This window comes from Streptomyces achromogenes (assembly GCF_030816715.1).
Classification (GTDB): domain Bacteria; phylum Actinomycetota; class Actinomycetes; order Streptomycetales; family Streptomycetaceae; genus Streptomyces; species Streptomyces achromogenes_A.
In genome coordinates, this window is record NZ_JAUSYH010000001.1 from 208,589 (window position 1) to 222,460 (window position 13,872).

Here is a 13,872-nt window from a genome sequence, read left to right on the forward strand (position 1 = left end):
CGTTCCCCGACACGATCCCCGGGCCCGTCACCGCGCCACCGGTGCCGAGAACGGCCCCCGCCGACCAGGTGAATGGAGACGAATTTCTGTGAGCACGGTGCTGTTGGTGCATGCCAAGGGTGGTCCGCCGCTCGGCCATGTCCTGTCCCGGACGGCTGCGAGGGCGGACGTGCACCTGCTGGCGCTCAGCGCTCTTCCCCCCGCCGTGGCGGGTTCCGCAGGGAGACTGTGCGCCTCGGTCACGACGCCGGACGACGCAGGCCGCTCCGACCTGGTCGCCCTGATCGTCTCGCATGCCCGGCTGGTGGGCGCGGACGCCGTGATCACCTTCTCCGAGTACGCGGTCGTCGCGGTCGCCGAGGCCTGCGAGAAGCTCGGTCTGCCGGGCGCGGGCGCAGCCGCCGCACTCGCGCGCGACAAGCGGCTGATGCGCAGCACCTGGCAGCGGAGCGGCCTTCCGCAGCCCGCGTTCCGCCCCGTCTCCACGGAAGCGGATCTGCGGGCGGCGGTGAGCTCCCTGTCCTGTCCACTGCTCCTCAAGGCTGCCTGGAGCGCGGGATCCACCGCCCACCAGATCATCACCTCGCCCGGCGAGGCGTCCGCCGCCTGGGCCCGCTCGCGCCAGGTCATGGCGGAGTCCGCCCAGTTGGGATACGCGGAGCTGCATGTCGCCGAGGCGGATGCCGACTTCGTGGTCGAGGAGATCGTCAGCGGCACGGCGGCGGACTGGTTCGACGAGCCCGGCTGGGGCGACTACCTCAGCGTCGAGGGCGTCGTGGCGGACGGTGTCTTCCACCCCGTCTGCCTCAGCGGCCGGATGCCCACCATCGAGCCGTTCACCGAACGCGCCGGCATCACGCCCGCTCTGCTTTCGCCTGACGCGCAGGACCGCGTCGTGGCCCTGGCGCGCCGTGCCGTCGACGCGCTGGGCCTGCGTGACTGCGGAACGCACACGGAGATCAAGCTCGGCCCCGACGGCAGCATGTGGCTCATCGAGACAGCCGCCCGGTTCGGCGGCGCGATGACGGTGCCGCAGATCGAGGAGGTCTTCGAACTGGACCTGGTGGGCATGCTCGTCGACCATCTGCTGGGACGCCCGGTCACCTGGCCGGAGCAGGCCCTGACCCCGGAGCGGGCCCGGGGTGCGGCGGGCTCCCTCGTCGTCCTCGCGGTCGACGGCCGGGGCGAGGCCTGGCAGGGCCGCAAGGTCTGGGATTTCCCCGTGGTCGCGTCGGACGTCCCGCTGAGCCCGGACAGTGAGCTGTCGGTGGTGGCGGAGAGCTCCTTGCCCGACGGCAGTGTCGTGCCGGTCTACGACCCCGCCGCGGGCGCCAACACCATGGCGGCCCTGTGCCTGCTCTCCGCCGCCGACCCGCGGACGGTGCTGCGGGACTTCGAGACCCTGGTGGACGCCCTGCCCCGAGTGCTGCCCGCCGCGCAGTCCGAGGAGGTTCCCGCATGAGCACCCACCTGGCCACCGAAGCCGCCTCGCCCGCGACGGACCGCACGGTCGTCGGCGAGAACCTCTCCCTGCCGCTCTTCCGGACGCTGTCGGGAGTCCTGGCGGGTCACCCTTACCTCAAGGTCGTCGTCGACCGCGCGGAGAACACCTGGCACCTGCTCGACACCGGCGCGCACCCCTTCCACGTCAACTATGTCGCCACCCGGGTGCTGGGTATGGACCTGGCCTCGCTGGACGCGCGGTTGGACGCGTTCAACGCCTCCGTCTACACCGATCCCGAGCGCCGGTTCCTGCTCGGTGTGCTGTCCCTGCACACCGAGCAGGAGGAGGGCAGGGAGCGGCCGTTCCTCGTCCTGGAGACGACCGAGGCCGACACGATGAGCGGCGAACTGCTCGCGTTCTTCTACGAGTTCGTCCGGGCTCGGGTCGACAGCAGGCTGCCGCTGCTGCTCAAGCCCGCCAACCACGGGCAGGAGGAAGGACTGTCGGCGATCAGCGAACGGCGGGTGCCCCGCATTCTGGGCCACGAGCTGTTCGGTTCCCGGGAGCGCACACCGCTGAACCCCGGCGAGGCCACCGGGCGGCTGCGATTCTTCCGGACGGCCGAGGAGTACACGGTGGCGGAGGCCGGCCTGGGCTGGGCCGACATCGTGGCGATGCCGTGCCTGCCCGACGACGTACCGCGCGTCGCCGGCTTCATCAACACGGCGCCGATCACGCCGCTTTCGCACACCAACGTCCTCGCCTCCGGCTGGGGCATCCCCAACGCGATCGTCCGTGATCTGGAGCAACTCGTCGACAAGGACGGCCTCGACGACGCGTGGGTGCGCTACCGGGTCGACGAGGACGACATATCCCTGGAGCGTCTCGACCACGAACCCGACCTGCGGGCGCCGGCCTGGCACCAGCAGCGCATACGCCTCGAGCCACCGCTGCTCGAAGACGCCCCCGTGCTCTCCCTGCACCGGCTGCGCAGCGCCGACCGCGACCGCTACGGCACGAAGGCGGCCAACCTCGGCGAGCTGCACCACGTCCTCGACAGCCGTACGGTGGACCTGACCTCCTTCTACGGTCGGCCCCGTCCGCCGCGCGAGGACCTCTACGGTCACCTCGCCACCCGCCTCGGCCTCAGTGCCTTCACCGTCGAGCAACTCCGCGCAAAAGCAGCCGAGTTCGTCGCCGAGGCGGTCGGCGCCCCGGAGGGCGTCGCACTCCCCTTCGCGCTCCAGCAGCGGTTCCTCGCCTCCTCCCCGGCCCTCCAGCAGGGCATCGGCAAGCTGAAGATGGCGCTCGAACTCGACGCCACCGACGTCCTGGACTCACTGTGCCTGCACCTGCAACACCTGATCCGGCACACTCCCGTCCCCGAGTCGGTCACCCGGCAGATCGACCAGGCCTTCCCCGCCGCGGCGGCCTCCCGCGGGCGGCTGGTGGTGCGCTCCTCCTCCAACGCCGAGGACCTCCCCGGGTTCTCCGCGGCCGGCGTCTACGACTCCGTCACCACCGTCCACGGCACGGGTGAACTCCTCGACGCGGTACGCCACGTGTGGGCCTCCCTCGTGTCGCCCCGCAGCGTGCGGCTGCGCCACCAGGTCGGCATCTCCCTCGACGACACCTACATGGGTGTGATCGTTCAGGAGTACCTGCCCGCCTCCCTGGGCGGCGTCCTCGTGACCTGCAACCCGACCCGCCGCGAGGACTTCCGCAACGTCTACCTCAACTGTTCCCCGGGCTCCCCCGAGCAGGTGGTCGACGGGACGGTGCTGCCGCAGCAGTACCTGTACAACACCGTGGAGGGCGGCGGCCGTACCCTCGCACTGGGCTCGTGGGGCCAGGGGCTGTCCGCCGCGGTCCGCGCCCGGCTCGCCGACCTGTCCCTCACCGGACGGCTCCTGCAGTCCCACTTCAGCGCGGCCGACGTGGACAAGCCACTCGACATCGAGTGGCTGATGACCGAGCAGGGCGACTTCCGGCTGGTCCAGATCCGCCCCTACGCGCTGTGAGGGCGCGTCTTGGCCGGCCGCGCCCCGGCACCGGAGCTGCCACGGGCCTGACCGACACGGCCCGCCGGATCATCCGGCTCAACTACGGCTTCCAGCTGTTGTTCAACCTGCTGTGGTGGATGCCGGTGTTCTACGCCTACCAGAAGGCGGCCGGCCTCTCGGACGGGCAGATCTTCGGCATCCAGAGCATCTACTACGTGGCCTTCTGCCTGCTGGAGATCCCGACCGGGCTGATCGCCGACCGGATCGGCACCCGCAACTGCCTGCGGCTCGGCGCGGTGGTGATGACGGCCGCGAACCTGGCCCCGGTGGTCAGCGCCTCCTACACGGGGTTCCTGATCCACTTCCTGGCCATCGCCGCCGGCCGGTCGCTCACCTCGGGCGCGGCGAGCGCCTACCTGTACGACGGGCTGCGGGCGGAACGGTGCGGCGAGCACTACCTTCGGGCGGAGGGCACCGCGCGGGCACTGGGGCTGGCGGCCAAGGTGGTGTGCTGGCCGCTGGTCGGGCCGTTGACGGCTCTCGCGCACCCGGCCCCGTACGTGCTCAGCGCGGCGAGCGCGGCAGGCTCCCTCGTCTGCGCCGTGCTGCTGCCCCGCCTCGCCGGAGCGGAAGCCGGAGCGGACACCGGCCGGGATGGCGGCGGGCGGCGGGGCAGCGCCTTCCTGCGGGACGCGGGGACCGCGCTGCGCTGTGTCGCCTCCTCGCCGTGGCTGGCCCTGGTGATGGTGCAGGGCGTCGCGGTCTTCACCCTGTCGCGCATCTGCCAGGTCAACCTCTTCCAGCCGATCCTGCTGGACCACGGCATCGGCGAGGCATCGCACGGTGGGGTGCTGGCCGCCATGACCGTGGCGGAGGCGGTGGCGTCCGCGCGGCCCCAATGGCTCAGCCGCAGACTGCCGCCGGTCGCCTGGGTGTCCGTCCTCAGCCTCGCGCTGGCGGGCACCCTGGCGGCCATGACCCTCGGCGGGCCGTGGACCGTCGTCGTGCTGCTCTGCCTGTTCGCCGCCGCCACGGGGTTCGCGTTCCCGGTCCAGCGCAAACTGGTCAACGACGCTGTCCCCGCGCACGCACCGCGGGCCACCCTGCTGTCGGTGGAGAGCATCGTGGACCGCGCGGTGTGCGCCCTGGCCGCGATCGCCGCGGGCGCGTACCTGTCCGCCGGGCATCTGGACGCCCTGCTGTGGCACAGCGCGCTGGCCACGGCGTTGCTGCTCGGGGCCTTCCAACTGCTGCTGCGCAGCGGCGTGGTCGCCCGTGCCGGCCGTGACGGGAATAGGGCACTTCCGACGCCGACGTGCGGCAACGCGGGAGCCGATGGCCCCGCGTCTGCGGAAGTGGGCGACGGTACTCCCGCCCTGGCGGACACGGGGGACGCCGGCCGCAAGAAGGCCCTCGAACCGGGCCAGACCCCGCAGAGACCACGAACGACCTGACGGCCTGACAACCGTGGCGCAGGCACCGATCCGTCGTCGTACGCCCCGGATCAGGGGTGTACGACGACGGGCGGTCCGGGCGACGGCTGCGGCTGCGGCTGCGGCTGCGTTCAAGTGAGGCGACAGCCGAGGAGTTCGACCAGTCCCGCCGGCAGGAATGCGGGCCGGTGCGGCAGACCGACCTGGTACGACACGAAGCCCAGCGAGGACGCCACGGACACCTCCTGGGCAGTCTCCGCCTGGTAGACGACCCGGCAGCCGGCCGAGTCCTCCTTGGCGCGCTGCCACAGGACCGGGGACGGCTTGCGTTCGGCCTCGGTGCGCGGCGTACGGATCCGGTCGCCGAAGTCTGCCCAGGCGAAGGCCGCCGGACCCCGCCACGTCGCGTCGACCTCCGTCCGGAGCCGGGCGGCGCGCTCGGCGTCGGTCGTACCCCAGGAAGGCGGGACATTGGTGATCAGGCCGACTTCGACGTGGCGTTCCCGCAGGGTCCGCAGGTACGAGGCCGCCCCGGGCAGGTAGGTGGTGCTGCCGTCGGCGGCGGTGTGCACCAGGGTCTCCCCCAGGTCGAAGTACACGACGGGACATGCCCGTTCGCCGTGCCCGGGCATGGTGGCGGCCGCACCCTGGCCCTTCCCGGCCTCCTCGGGGGCGGCCGCGGTCACCGGCGTGCAGAGCACCGTCGACACCAGGGCCGCGCCCAGTGCGAGGCCCAGACGGGTCGAACTCTTGTCAACGGATCCGTTCATGTGCACCGTCACCCCTTCGATGTCATAGGCATGACACGCTAACGCTCCTGTGGTCCATCGGCGGGCCGAACCCACTACAGCTCGACGCGATCACGACCTTGTCGCCGACGTGACGGAGGCCGTCGCCGACGACCGTCTCCGAAGGGAACGGCCGTACGCCGCAACTGTGTCGACGAGCGTCACGCCCTGCTCGGCAGTCGTCCGGAGAAGGACGAGCATGCCGGCACTCCCGTGCCCGTGCCCGCGCCCGAACTGCGGGGGGCTGGGCGGAGAGCCGAAGTCGTGGACCGCGTTTCCGGCTGCCCGTTGCCCACGACACATGTCCGGTGCTACCTGGCCGCACACTCGGGCAGCCCCGGCGCTTCACGCCGGGAAACGCTCTCGGTCAGGGCAACCGAGAAACCGTCCTCGAACCCGTGATCACGCCGTCTAGGGTGGCCTGGTGAGGCTTGAACTGCGGGAACGATGGGGCGGACAGCCTTTGTGGGCGCGTCGGGTTCGCGCGGTGTACTTGATCGGATTCCTCGAAGGGTTCTGCTCCCACGTTCTCGATCTGGTCCGTGGCGGCATCCACGCCTATGCGTCGTTCCCTCAGGTTCCCCTGCAAGTGTTCTTCGTCAGCTTGGTGGTACTGGATCCGCTGGCCGCCGTGCTGGTCGGACTGGTGCGACGGGAAGGGTCCTGGCTGGCAGCCACCGTGATGGTGATGGACGTCAGCGCGAACTGGTGGGGCAACCGTCATTGGCTACAGGATGATCCTGCGAAGCTGTTCTGGCTGGCGCCCATCACCCTCTTCGCCCTGTTCGTCGTCGCGCTCTCGCTCCCCTTGCGTCGCGCGGCCGCCGGGGCGGCAGGCACGCTCTGAGCGACATCGGAACTCACCGATATCCAGAGGCCCACAGGACCTCTGGCGGCATCCGAACTCGACGACAAACGACTCTCGTTGAGAGCGATGCGGCCAGTCGATGTTCAGGGGAAGGGGCTCTGACCCGCCTTCCGAGCGGTTGTTACGGAGAGTCAGATCTTCGGAGCCGTCTGAGGGCGGTTCGGATGGGCGCGAAGTCGCGTTGAGGTGAGTTCCAGGGACCGGTTGCCACTCGACGCGTGGATGTCGAGTCCTGCGTATGACGGACGGGCAGCCGTGCAGGTGCGGAATCGGCGGCGCGGAGATCACTCACAGATGCGTTCCAGCGTGCCGGGGCCCCAGGTCGAGGGACCATCGAAGGGGGCTTTCCGCCGCACACTCCAGACCTCGCCGGGGTCGGCCGAGAGGTGCCGCACCCCCCATCCGGATGGCCGGGGGCGACGGCCCCGGTTCCGCGCCGCGGACGGTCCACCGATGAGTTTCCGGCGGACGTGCCGTCTACCCGTCGACGAAGGGAGCGCACCATGCGCAAGATCATTGTTTGCACGTTCCTGACCCTTGACGGCGTCATGCAGGCGCCGGGTGGTCCGGACGAGGACGCTGAAAGCGGGTTCGAGCACGGCGGCTGGCAGAAGCCGGTTGTCGACGACGAGGTCGGCGCGGCCATCGCCGATTGGTACGAGCACTCCGACGCGATGCTGCTCGGCCGCAAGACGTACGAGATCTTCGCGTCGTACTGGCCGACCGCCGATCCCGAGAATCCGTTCACCCATCGGATGAACAGCATGCACAAGCACGTGGCGTCTCGGACCCTGACGTCCGTCGAGTGGCAGAACTCCACGCTGCTCCAGGGCGACACCGTCGAGGCGGTACGCAAGCTGAAAGCGTCCGACGGCGGCAACCTCAACGTCGTCGGCAGCGGCGACCTCGCCCAGACCCTCATGCGGCACGACCTCGTCGACGAGTACCGGCTGACCATCCACCCGGTGATCATCGGCACCGGCAAGCGGCTGTTCGCCGACGGCGCGATCCCCACTGCGCTGGAACCGGTCAGCGTCTCCACGACCAAGGGCGGCACCGTCGTCGGCGTCTACCGGCCGAACGGCAAGCCCAGCTACGACAGCTACTAGTCTTCTGAGTCAGGAACTCGTCCTGAAGTTCTGGCCCAACGCTCAAGTACCAGTCGCACGTTGACTGAACGGAGTCCAACAGCCATGCCGGACACAACCTCGGCCGACCTCGGCCCTCGTGAGGTCTTGGCCCGCTACCAGCAGGCGATGCTCGACAAGTCCGCGGACGACCTGGCCGACCGGTACGCGGTCGATGCCGTGCACGAGTTTCCCTTCTTCTTCCCCGGCATGCCTGAGCGCTACTAGGGGCGTGAAGAGGTCCGCGCGGACTATCGAGCGGCCTGGGGTGCAAGCCCGGCGCAGCCGAAGGAGATCCGCGAAGTCGTCGTGCATGAGAACACCGACCCGGAGGTGATCGTCGTCGAGCAGATCGTCTCCGGGACCGTGACCACGGGCGGCCGGTCCTTCGACTTCCCCGGCCTCCTCGTGATCCGTCCGGAACAGCCGGATCGTGCATGTCCGTGACTACATGGACGGGCTCGGTGTGGCTCACGCGACGGACCGACTGACCGCCGTGGCCGCCAGCCTCGGCAAGCACCCCTAGCCTCTGACACCGGACGCATTCATCCAGCCAGTCCAGGTTCCCGTGGCCGCTGGGGCAGCGTTCGGCGTGTCGGTCGTGGCGTGGTCCCAGTGGCCGATCAGGTCGCGGTAGAGGGCGCAGTCGACCATCAGACGGTCATGAGTGCCCAGGTGGCGGCGCGGGCCGCCCAGCACGAGGACGAGGTCGGCGCGCAGGGCGGAGCTGATCCGGTGGGCGCAGACGATCAGGGTGGCGGGGCAGACATCGAAAGCAGGTTCGACTACGCGGCCGGGTCGAGATGGCAGGTGGCCTCGTCCAGCAGGAGCAGCCGGGCGGGGGAAGCAGGCGCGGACCAGAGCGATCAGCTGGCGCTCCCCTGCGGCGAGCAGGGCCGGGTCCGCCGTGCGTCGTCGCCGCCCAGGCACTCGGTCAGGGGCCGCTCCGACGGCGTCGACTGCCGCCAGATGGGTGCCCGGCGTGAGGGTGAGGCAGAGGTCTCGGACGACGGGTTCGGCCGGCCTGGCGTAACCGAAGGTGACACCGCAGAGCTCGACGCCGCCGTCCTTGGGCAACCGCTCCCCCGGCACGGGCGGTCGTGTGGACGGCCGTCCAGGAGCAGGTCGAGGCCGGCGGTGAACCGATCGCGGTCGGCGTGGCCGCGCACATCACATGGGGCACCCCCGGCCACTCCCCCATATCCCCGTCCCCAGAACCACCCCACACCCCATCAGGCAGCGAACGTCCATGAGCGCGCTGATGCCTCCGGCGCGCTGCGGAAAGGCAGGCTTCACTCCATGGTCAGGCGCCTTACCGGCGGACCGCCGAGATCAGTCCGCCGGGCCGTTCCTCGCGCCGCGGCGGGGTGTCGATCGGGCGGCCGTAGGCGGCAGCGCGCTCGCGCAGAGTGTGGCAGTCGGCCTCCCAGCCATGCCCGGCCAGCCGGCCCACCGGGTCGTCCGGCATCTCCGAGACCCACATGGACGCCGCCGATCCCGGAACGGCGTCCGCGCCGAAGCGCTCGATCACCCCGCGCGAGCCCCACGTCAGCCCCATCCGACTGCCTGCCGCCGACTGCGCGCTGATCCGGGCCAGCAGCAGTTCCACCGCGTCCTCCGGCAGATAGATCAGCAGCCCTTCGGCGATCCACACGGTCGGCGCCGCCGGGTCGTGCCCTGCGGCGGCCAGCGCGCCTGGCCAGTCCTCACGCAGATCCACCGCGACGGTGATCCGCTCGCAGCGGGCGACGGCCCGCTCCTGGCGCAGCACCGACGCCTTGAAATCCAGTGGCTCGGCAGTGTCGACCTCGAACAGCCGGGTACCCCCGGGCCAGTCCATCCGGAAGGCCCGGCTGTCCATGCCGGCGCCGAGCGACACGACCTGCCGTACACCGGACGCGGACGCCTGCTGCAGCAGGTCGTCGAGGAACTTCGTCCTGATGACGATGGAGAACGAGACGGCAAGCCGGCGGCGACGCGCGGCCTCGTCATCCGCCGGCGGCGAAGAGGGCCACAGGCCGCCTGCGGTGGCGAAGGCCTGCGCCAGTGGGTCGCGGAACAGCGCGTTCTCCCGCTCGCTCTCCAACGCCCGCACCCTGGCCACTCCCACCGCCGTGGCCCACACTCCCGACGGCTGTACCCACTCCTGCTCATCAGTCACCGCGCCACCCTAGAAGATCGATTCCAAAGGGCCTGGTGGGGGAGGGAGATTCATGCGCGGCCGGCCAGCCAGCCACGGTGCTGTTGGCGTGCCGGTCTCCGCCGCGGTTGATGCAGCGGCGGTCGGTGCGACCCGTACAGTGCCGTGGGCGCGGGTGTCCATGCCTGTCCTCACACACCGAGATCGGACGCCCCCGCGCCATGTGCGCAGGCCACCCTGTGGACTCGTTCAGGGATCGAGGGCGGCCTCCGCTGCGATAACTATGCGGCGTGTTCATTTCGCAGGGCCTGTATGAGCCAGGGGTACACCGGGATGAGGTTCGGTACTACCTGCCAACCGTTGACGATCCACACCAGCCGCCAGTACCGGTCCACCCTGGGATCGTGTGCCTCTTCGAACCGCTGGGCCATCCAGTCCCGGAATTCCGTGTCAGGGGTACGCGCGAACACCTCGGCGAAGCGGTGCACAAGGTCGTCGATGACAGGTGCGGCCCTGTTGCTGAGCGGGTCGATGCCCGACTCCATGACCTCGGCCACCTTCTGACGGGTGCACTTCATCAGTTCCTCGCCCGCTTCGCTCTCGATGTCGAGCGGGTGCCCGGCGGCCTGCCACATGGCCATCCGGCGCATCCGGGCCCGGAAGTCTTCGTCGCCGACCAGCCCGGCGAGCTCCACCCACGCGGCGATCTGCTCGCTGGACGGATCATCGGGAAGGTCGGGAGTAGCAGCGCGAACCATGGCCACGGCAGCCGGGTCGGCATCCATTGTGCCGAAGGTGTCGTCCATGAAATCGTCGATCAGACGTCGGCGTTCCTCGCCGGACAACTGCGTGAGCCTGTGCATGAGCTTGATCTCCTCGGGATCGGACCCGCGTCCGGCCACGACTCGCAGAACACTCCGACGCAGTTGCAGCACCCGGATCTGGACGTCCATGGCGTCGGCGTGCGCCGCGGCGACTTCCGCCACCGAGAGCTCGCGGTCCAGTACCCGTCGAATCGTGGCCAAGTCCATGCCCAGTTCGCGCAATGTGCGCAGAAGTTCCAGACGAAGCAGTGCGTCGAGGTCGTAGAGCCGATAACCGGCGGGACTACGGGTGGTCGGCGCTACCACCCCCGAATCGGAGTAGAACCGGATGGTCCTCACGGACAAGCCGGTCCGCCGGGAAAGCTCCCCGATCGAGCAGAGGGTCGTAACGTCCATGTCCCCCACTCTGCTGTCTCCAGTGACTGGAGACTCAAGACTATGCCCCAGCCGGCCCCGCCTGCGGACGCACTGGAGGTGAGGGAGCAACCGGCTGAAAGATCCGTCACGGACCATCCGTCATCAGACACTCCGCTATTTCCCTGCATAGGACAACGGACAATCGCTTTCCGAGACTCGAAGCTACACGCTGTCGGGTGGGATGGGCGTGGCCTGGTGGTAGTACATCTGCCAGGCTGCGTTCGCACCCTGCTTGCGCCAGAGCGAACTGCGCCGTGCCCGGTTTCCCTCCAGCGTGGTCTCGTAGGTGAGGTGCACCAGTCCGGGGGCCAGCAGGACACCGGTGAACTTTGAAGGCTCGTAGCGCGGACCGCTTACTGCGGCACCGTCCATCTCGGGCATCGCGGCAAGCATCTCGTCATACGTCCACCGTCGCCCCGAAGCGCCGACCTCTGTGAAGTTCGGATCCAGTAGCTGTCGGACAAGCGAGCGTGAACTGCGAACACTGGGGTCCATGAGGCGCAGCTCGCCTGCGATCGCCTCATGCACCGCATCTGATTCTTGGCTCATGCAGGCATCTTCGCCCAGGAAGCCGAGTTCACCGCAACCGAGTTACCCCCCCCCAGCGAATCATCTTGGCGCCGGTCGGCGCAGGGACGGGTGCGACCACCGTCGATCTCGTGAGTACCGCACGCTGATCATGGGACGGTGACCCAGCGCATATCACCCGTGTCGATCGAATCCCGACGGTGGGAGACGACGGCCCGGCCGAGTTCGAATCCGCCGGGCCGTCAGCCAGCGGCACAAACGACCACGACCGGCGTGGCAGGCTGGAACGGTGCTGATTGTCAGCCGGTCGGCTCAGTGCGGCGCCGCAGTACGTCCCGTACGAATGTGCACGAAGCGCTGAGGAAGATCACAACTCCAGCGACAAGCAAGAGGGATGACACCCCGGAACGGCAGTCGCGAACGGCGAGAACGAGCAGCATCGCACCGGCAACGACGCCGAACGCCGAACGCCGAGATCAGAGCACTCACGCCGAGACGTGCCCAGAAACCCCCGGTCTCAAGGCATCATCTCGTACGTGCCCGACAGCGCCTCGACGCGCTGCCAGACGCGTGCGGAACGCGTCGCGTCGACCACCGGGCGCCTGACGGCACCGAGCGCCCAGAGCTGCTGCCCCTCGGTCGCGGAGTCCTTGCCGTGCAACTCCACCGCGTGCGCGGAGAAGTCGCGTACGAGGACGGCGAACAGCTCGTCGAGCACGTCCTCGTCGAGGCCCTTCAGGGCTGCCTGCTCCAGGACCAGCTGACCGTGGACGACGAGCGCGAACAGCTGCCCGACGGCGAGAAGTAGGTCGAGGTCCCGGCTCTGCTCATCGTCAGGAGCGGCCGTGCGTACGAACTCGCAGAGAGCGTCGGCCTGTTCGCGGAACCGGCTCACGTTGGAGAGGTGGCCGTACGCGTCGAAGGCCGGCCGCCAGTCATGGAAGCGCACCGAGCCGAGGCCGCGGGCCGGGCCCTGGCGGAAGAGGAAGTCGTCGTCAGCCGCGTCGAGGCGGGTGGCTACGGGCGGGTAGGCAACCGGGTCGAGGAGGTGGTTGCGCATGAACTTCAAGATCAGCGCCAGGTTGACGTGGACGGTGCCCTCCAGCTTCGGCAGGCCACGGATCTCGACGGCGGCCTGAGCGAAGTAGTTGTCCTTCTCGAAGCCCTTGGCGGCAATGACGTCCCACATCAGGTCGATGACCTTCTCGCCCTCGGTGGTCACCTTCATCTTCGTCATCGGATTGAAGAGGAGGTAGCGGCGGTCGTCGGGGCCGGCGGTGCGGAAGTAGTCGACAGCGCGGTCACTGAACAGCTTCATCCCGACGAGCCGGACGTAGGCGTCGGTCAACTCGCGCCGCACGTGGGGGAAAGCGGTGACGGGACGGCCGTACAGGATGCGGTTCTGGGCGTGAGTGACCGCCTCGTACATCGCGTGCTCGCAGATGCCGATCGAAGCGGTGCACAGATTGAACTTGCCCACGTTGACGGTGTTGAGGGCGGCGTCGAAGGCGGCACGGCCGGTGTGCAGAACGTCCGCCTCGGCCACGGGGTAGTCCTCGAGACGGAACTCGCTGACGAACTTCGAGGAGTCGACGACGTTCTTGACCAGGTGATATGCCGGATGGCGGCTGTCGACGGCGAAGAACACATAGCCGTCGGGGCCCTCGACGTCGGTTCGGCGGCCGAATACGGAGACGAGTCCGGCGGCGTTGCCGTTGCCGATGTAGTACTTGGATCCGGTGGCCCGGAATCCGCCCGCGCCGTCGGGCTCCAGGAGCATGTCGGTGGAGTAGATGTCGGCGCCATGAGACTTCTCGGACAGACCGAAGGCGAACACCTCGCCCTGCGACAGCAGTTCCGCGGCGCGGGCCCGGGCGGCGCCGTTGTCGCTCTGCCAGACCGGCCCGAGGCCGAGAACGGTGACCTGCCAGGCGTACCAGTAGTCCAGGCCGTAGAAGCCCAGGATCTCGTTCAGGGCGGCGATGCGGGCGGTGTCCCAGCGCTTGTCGCCCTCCCCCTCCGCAGCGGCGCAGGAAGGCGTGAGGAAGGTCGCGAAGAGCCCCTCCTTGGCAGCGAAGGCGAGGAAGTCACCGAGCCAGGCGCGGTTGCGGTAGTCCTCGATCAAGCGGCGCTTACCGCGCTCCTCGAACCAGTCGACGGTGGCGCGCAGCAAGCGGCGCGTCTCCGGGTCGAAGTGCGCGGGGTCGTAGGTGCGCGGGTTGAACAGCAGCGCGTCGGCCATGGATGCCGCCTTTCGGCTGGGAAGAGTGAGGGTGGACTGCGGGCAGAGGGCGGGAAGC

The 13,872-nt window shown here is 69.3% G+C and carries 13 protein-coding genes; 7 read left to right on the forward strand and 6 right to left on the reverse strand.

The window, feature by feature from the left end; all coding sequences use genetic code 11:
* Nucleotides 1–88: 88 nt before the first annotated feature.
* The 3 genes from QF032_RS00985 to QF032_RS00995 are packed head-to-tail and all read left to right on the forward strand — an operon-like array spanning nt 89 to nt 4,901.
* A complete protein-coding gene (locus tag QF032_RS00985) occupies nt 89–1,462 on the forward strand; it encodes an ATP-grasp domain-containing protein (RefSeq protein WP_307039119.1) in 1,374 nt (457 codons plus the stop codon).
* Complete coding sequence (locus tag QF032_RS00990; RefSeq protein WP_307039120.1) at nt 1,459–3,465, forward strand: PEP/pyruvate-binding domain-containing protein; 2,007 nt, start codon at nt 1,459–1,461, stop codon at nt 3,463–3,465. The genes QF032_RS00985 and QF032_RS00990 overlap by 4 nt, the downstream gene beginning before the upstream one ends.
* On the forward strand, nt 3,462–4,901 hold the full coding sequence (locus tag QF032_RS00995) for an MFS transporter (RefSeq protein ID WP_307054419.1): 1,440 nt from the start codon (nt 3,462–3,464) through the stop codon (nt 4,899–4,901). Before QF032_RS00990 ends, QF032_RS00995 begins: the two co-directional genes overlap by 4 nt.
* A 110-nt stretch (nt 4,902–5,011) precedes the next feature.
* Here the strand turns inward: QF032_RS00995 and QF032_RS01000 are convergent, their stop codons facing one another.
* Nucleotides 5,012–5,650, reverse strand: coding sequence for a hypothetical protein (locus QF032_RS01000; RefSeq protein WP_307054421.1), 639 nt, complete (start codon nt 5,648–5,650; stop codon nt 5,012–5,014).
* Between the two features lie 442 nt (nt 5,651–6,092).
* Here QF032_RS01000 and QF032_RS01005 point away from each other — a divergent pair, with 442 nt between their 5' ends.
* The 4 genes from QF032_RS01005 (at nt 6,093) to QF032_RS01020 (ending at nt 8,110) form a co-directional block, all read left to right on the forward strand.
* On the forward strand, nt 6,093–6,515 hold the full coding sequence (locus tag QF032_RS01005; RefSeq protein ID WP_307039126.1) for a hypothetical protein: 423 nt from the start codon (nt 6,093–6,095) through the stop codon (nt 6,513–6,515).
* Between the two features lie 524 nt (nt 6,516–7,039).
* A complete protein-coding gene (locus QF032_RS01010) occupies nt 7,040–7,645 on the forward strand; it encodes a dihydrofolate reductase family protein (protein ID WP_307054423.1) in 606 nt (201 codons plus the stop codon).
* An 84-nt stretch (nt 7,646–7,729) separates the two neighbouring features.
* Nucleotides 7,730–7,891 carry a hypothetical protein gene (locus QF032_RS01015; RefSeq protein WP_307054425.1) on the forward strand — a complete coding sequence of 54 codons (162 nt, stop codon included), beginning with the start codon at nt 7,730–7,732 and terminating at the stop codon, nt 7,889–7,891.
* A gap of 81 nt (nt 7,892–7,972) precedes the next feature.
* Nucleotides 7,973–8,110, forward strand: a complete 138-nt coding sequence (locus QF032_RS01020) for a hypothetical protein (protein WP_307054427.1) — start codon at nt 7,973–7,975, stop codon at nt 8,108–8,110.
* Nucleotides 8,111–8,185: 75 nt separating this feature from the next.
* On the opposite strand, the gene QF032_RS01025 is transcribed toward QF032_RS01020, so the two are convergent.
* The 5 genes from QF032_RS01025 to QF032_RS01045 form a co-directional block, all read right to left on the reverse strand.
* Nucleotides 8,186–8,740, reverse strand: coding sequence for a hypothetical protein (locus QF032_RS01025; protein WP_373430272.1), 555 nt, complete (start codon nt 8,738–8,740; stop codon nt 8,186–8,188).
* A gap of 235 nt (nt 8,741–8,975) precedes the next feature.
* On the reverse strand, nt 8,976–9,824 hold the full coding sequence (locus QF032_RS01030) for a class I SAM-dependent methyltransferase (protein WP_307039133.1): 849 nt from the start codon (nt 9,822–9,824) through the stop codon (nt 8,976–8,978).
* Nucleotides 9,825–10,084: 260 nt separating this feature from the next.
* A complete protein-coding gene (locus QF032_RS01035) occupies nt 10,085–11,023 on the reverse strand; it encodes a helix-turn-helix domain-containing protein (RefSeq protein ID WP_307054429.1) in 939 nt (312 codons plus the stop codon).
* A 183-nt stretch (nt 11,024–11,206) separates the two neighbouring features.
* A complete protein-coding gene (locus QF032_RS01040) occupies nt 11,207–11,593 on the reverse strand; it encodes a nuclear transport factor 2 family protein (RefSeq protein ID WP_307054431.1) in 387 nt (128 codons plus the stop codon).
* Between the two features lie 496 nt (nt 11,594–12,089).
* Nucleotides 12,090–13,814, reverse strand: coding sequence for an acyl-CoA dehydrogenase family protein (locus QF032_RS01045; protein ID WP_307054434.1), 1,725 nt, complete (start codon nt 13,812–13,814; stop codon nt 12,090–12,092).
* Nucleotides 13,815–13,872: the final 58 nt, after the last annotated feature.

Bases quoted from the DNA above. Each gene is read 5' to 3' on its own strand.
- QF032_RS00990 (WP_307039120.1), top strand. From the start codon at position 1,459: ATGAGCACCCACCTGGCCACCGAAGCCGCCTCGCCCGCGACGGACCGC.
- QF032_RS01000 (WP_307054421.1), bottom strand. From the start codon at position 5,650: ATGAACGGATCCGTTGACAAGAGTTCGACCCGTCTGGGCCTCGCACTG.
- QF032_RS01010 (WP_307054423.1), top strand. From the start codon at position 7,040: ATGCGCAAGATCATTGTTTGCACGTTCCTGACCCTTGACGGCGTCATG.
- QF032_RS01015 (WP_307054425.1), top strand. From the start codon at position 7,730: ATGCCGGACACAACCTCGGCCGACCTCGGCCCTCGTGAGGTCTTGGCC.
- QF032_RS01035 (WP_307054429.1), bottom strand. From the start codon at position 11,023: ATGGACGTTACGACCCTCTGCTCGATCGGGGAGCTTTCCCGGCGGACC.
- QF032_RS01040 (WP_307054431.1), bottom strand. From the start codon at position 11,593: ATGAGCCAAGAATCAGATGCGGTGCATGAGGCGATCGCAGGCGAGCTG.
- QF032_RS01045 (WP_307054434.1), bottom strand. From the start codon at position 13,814: ATGGCCGACGCGCTGCTGTTCAACCCGCGCACCTACGACCCCGCGCAC.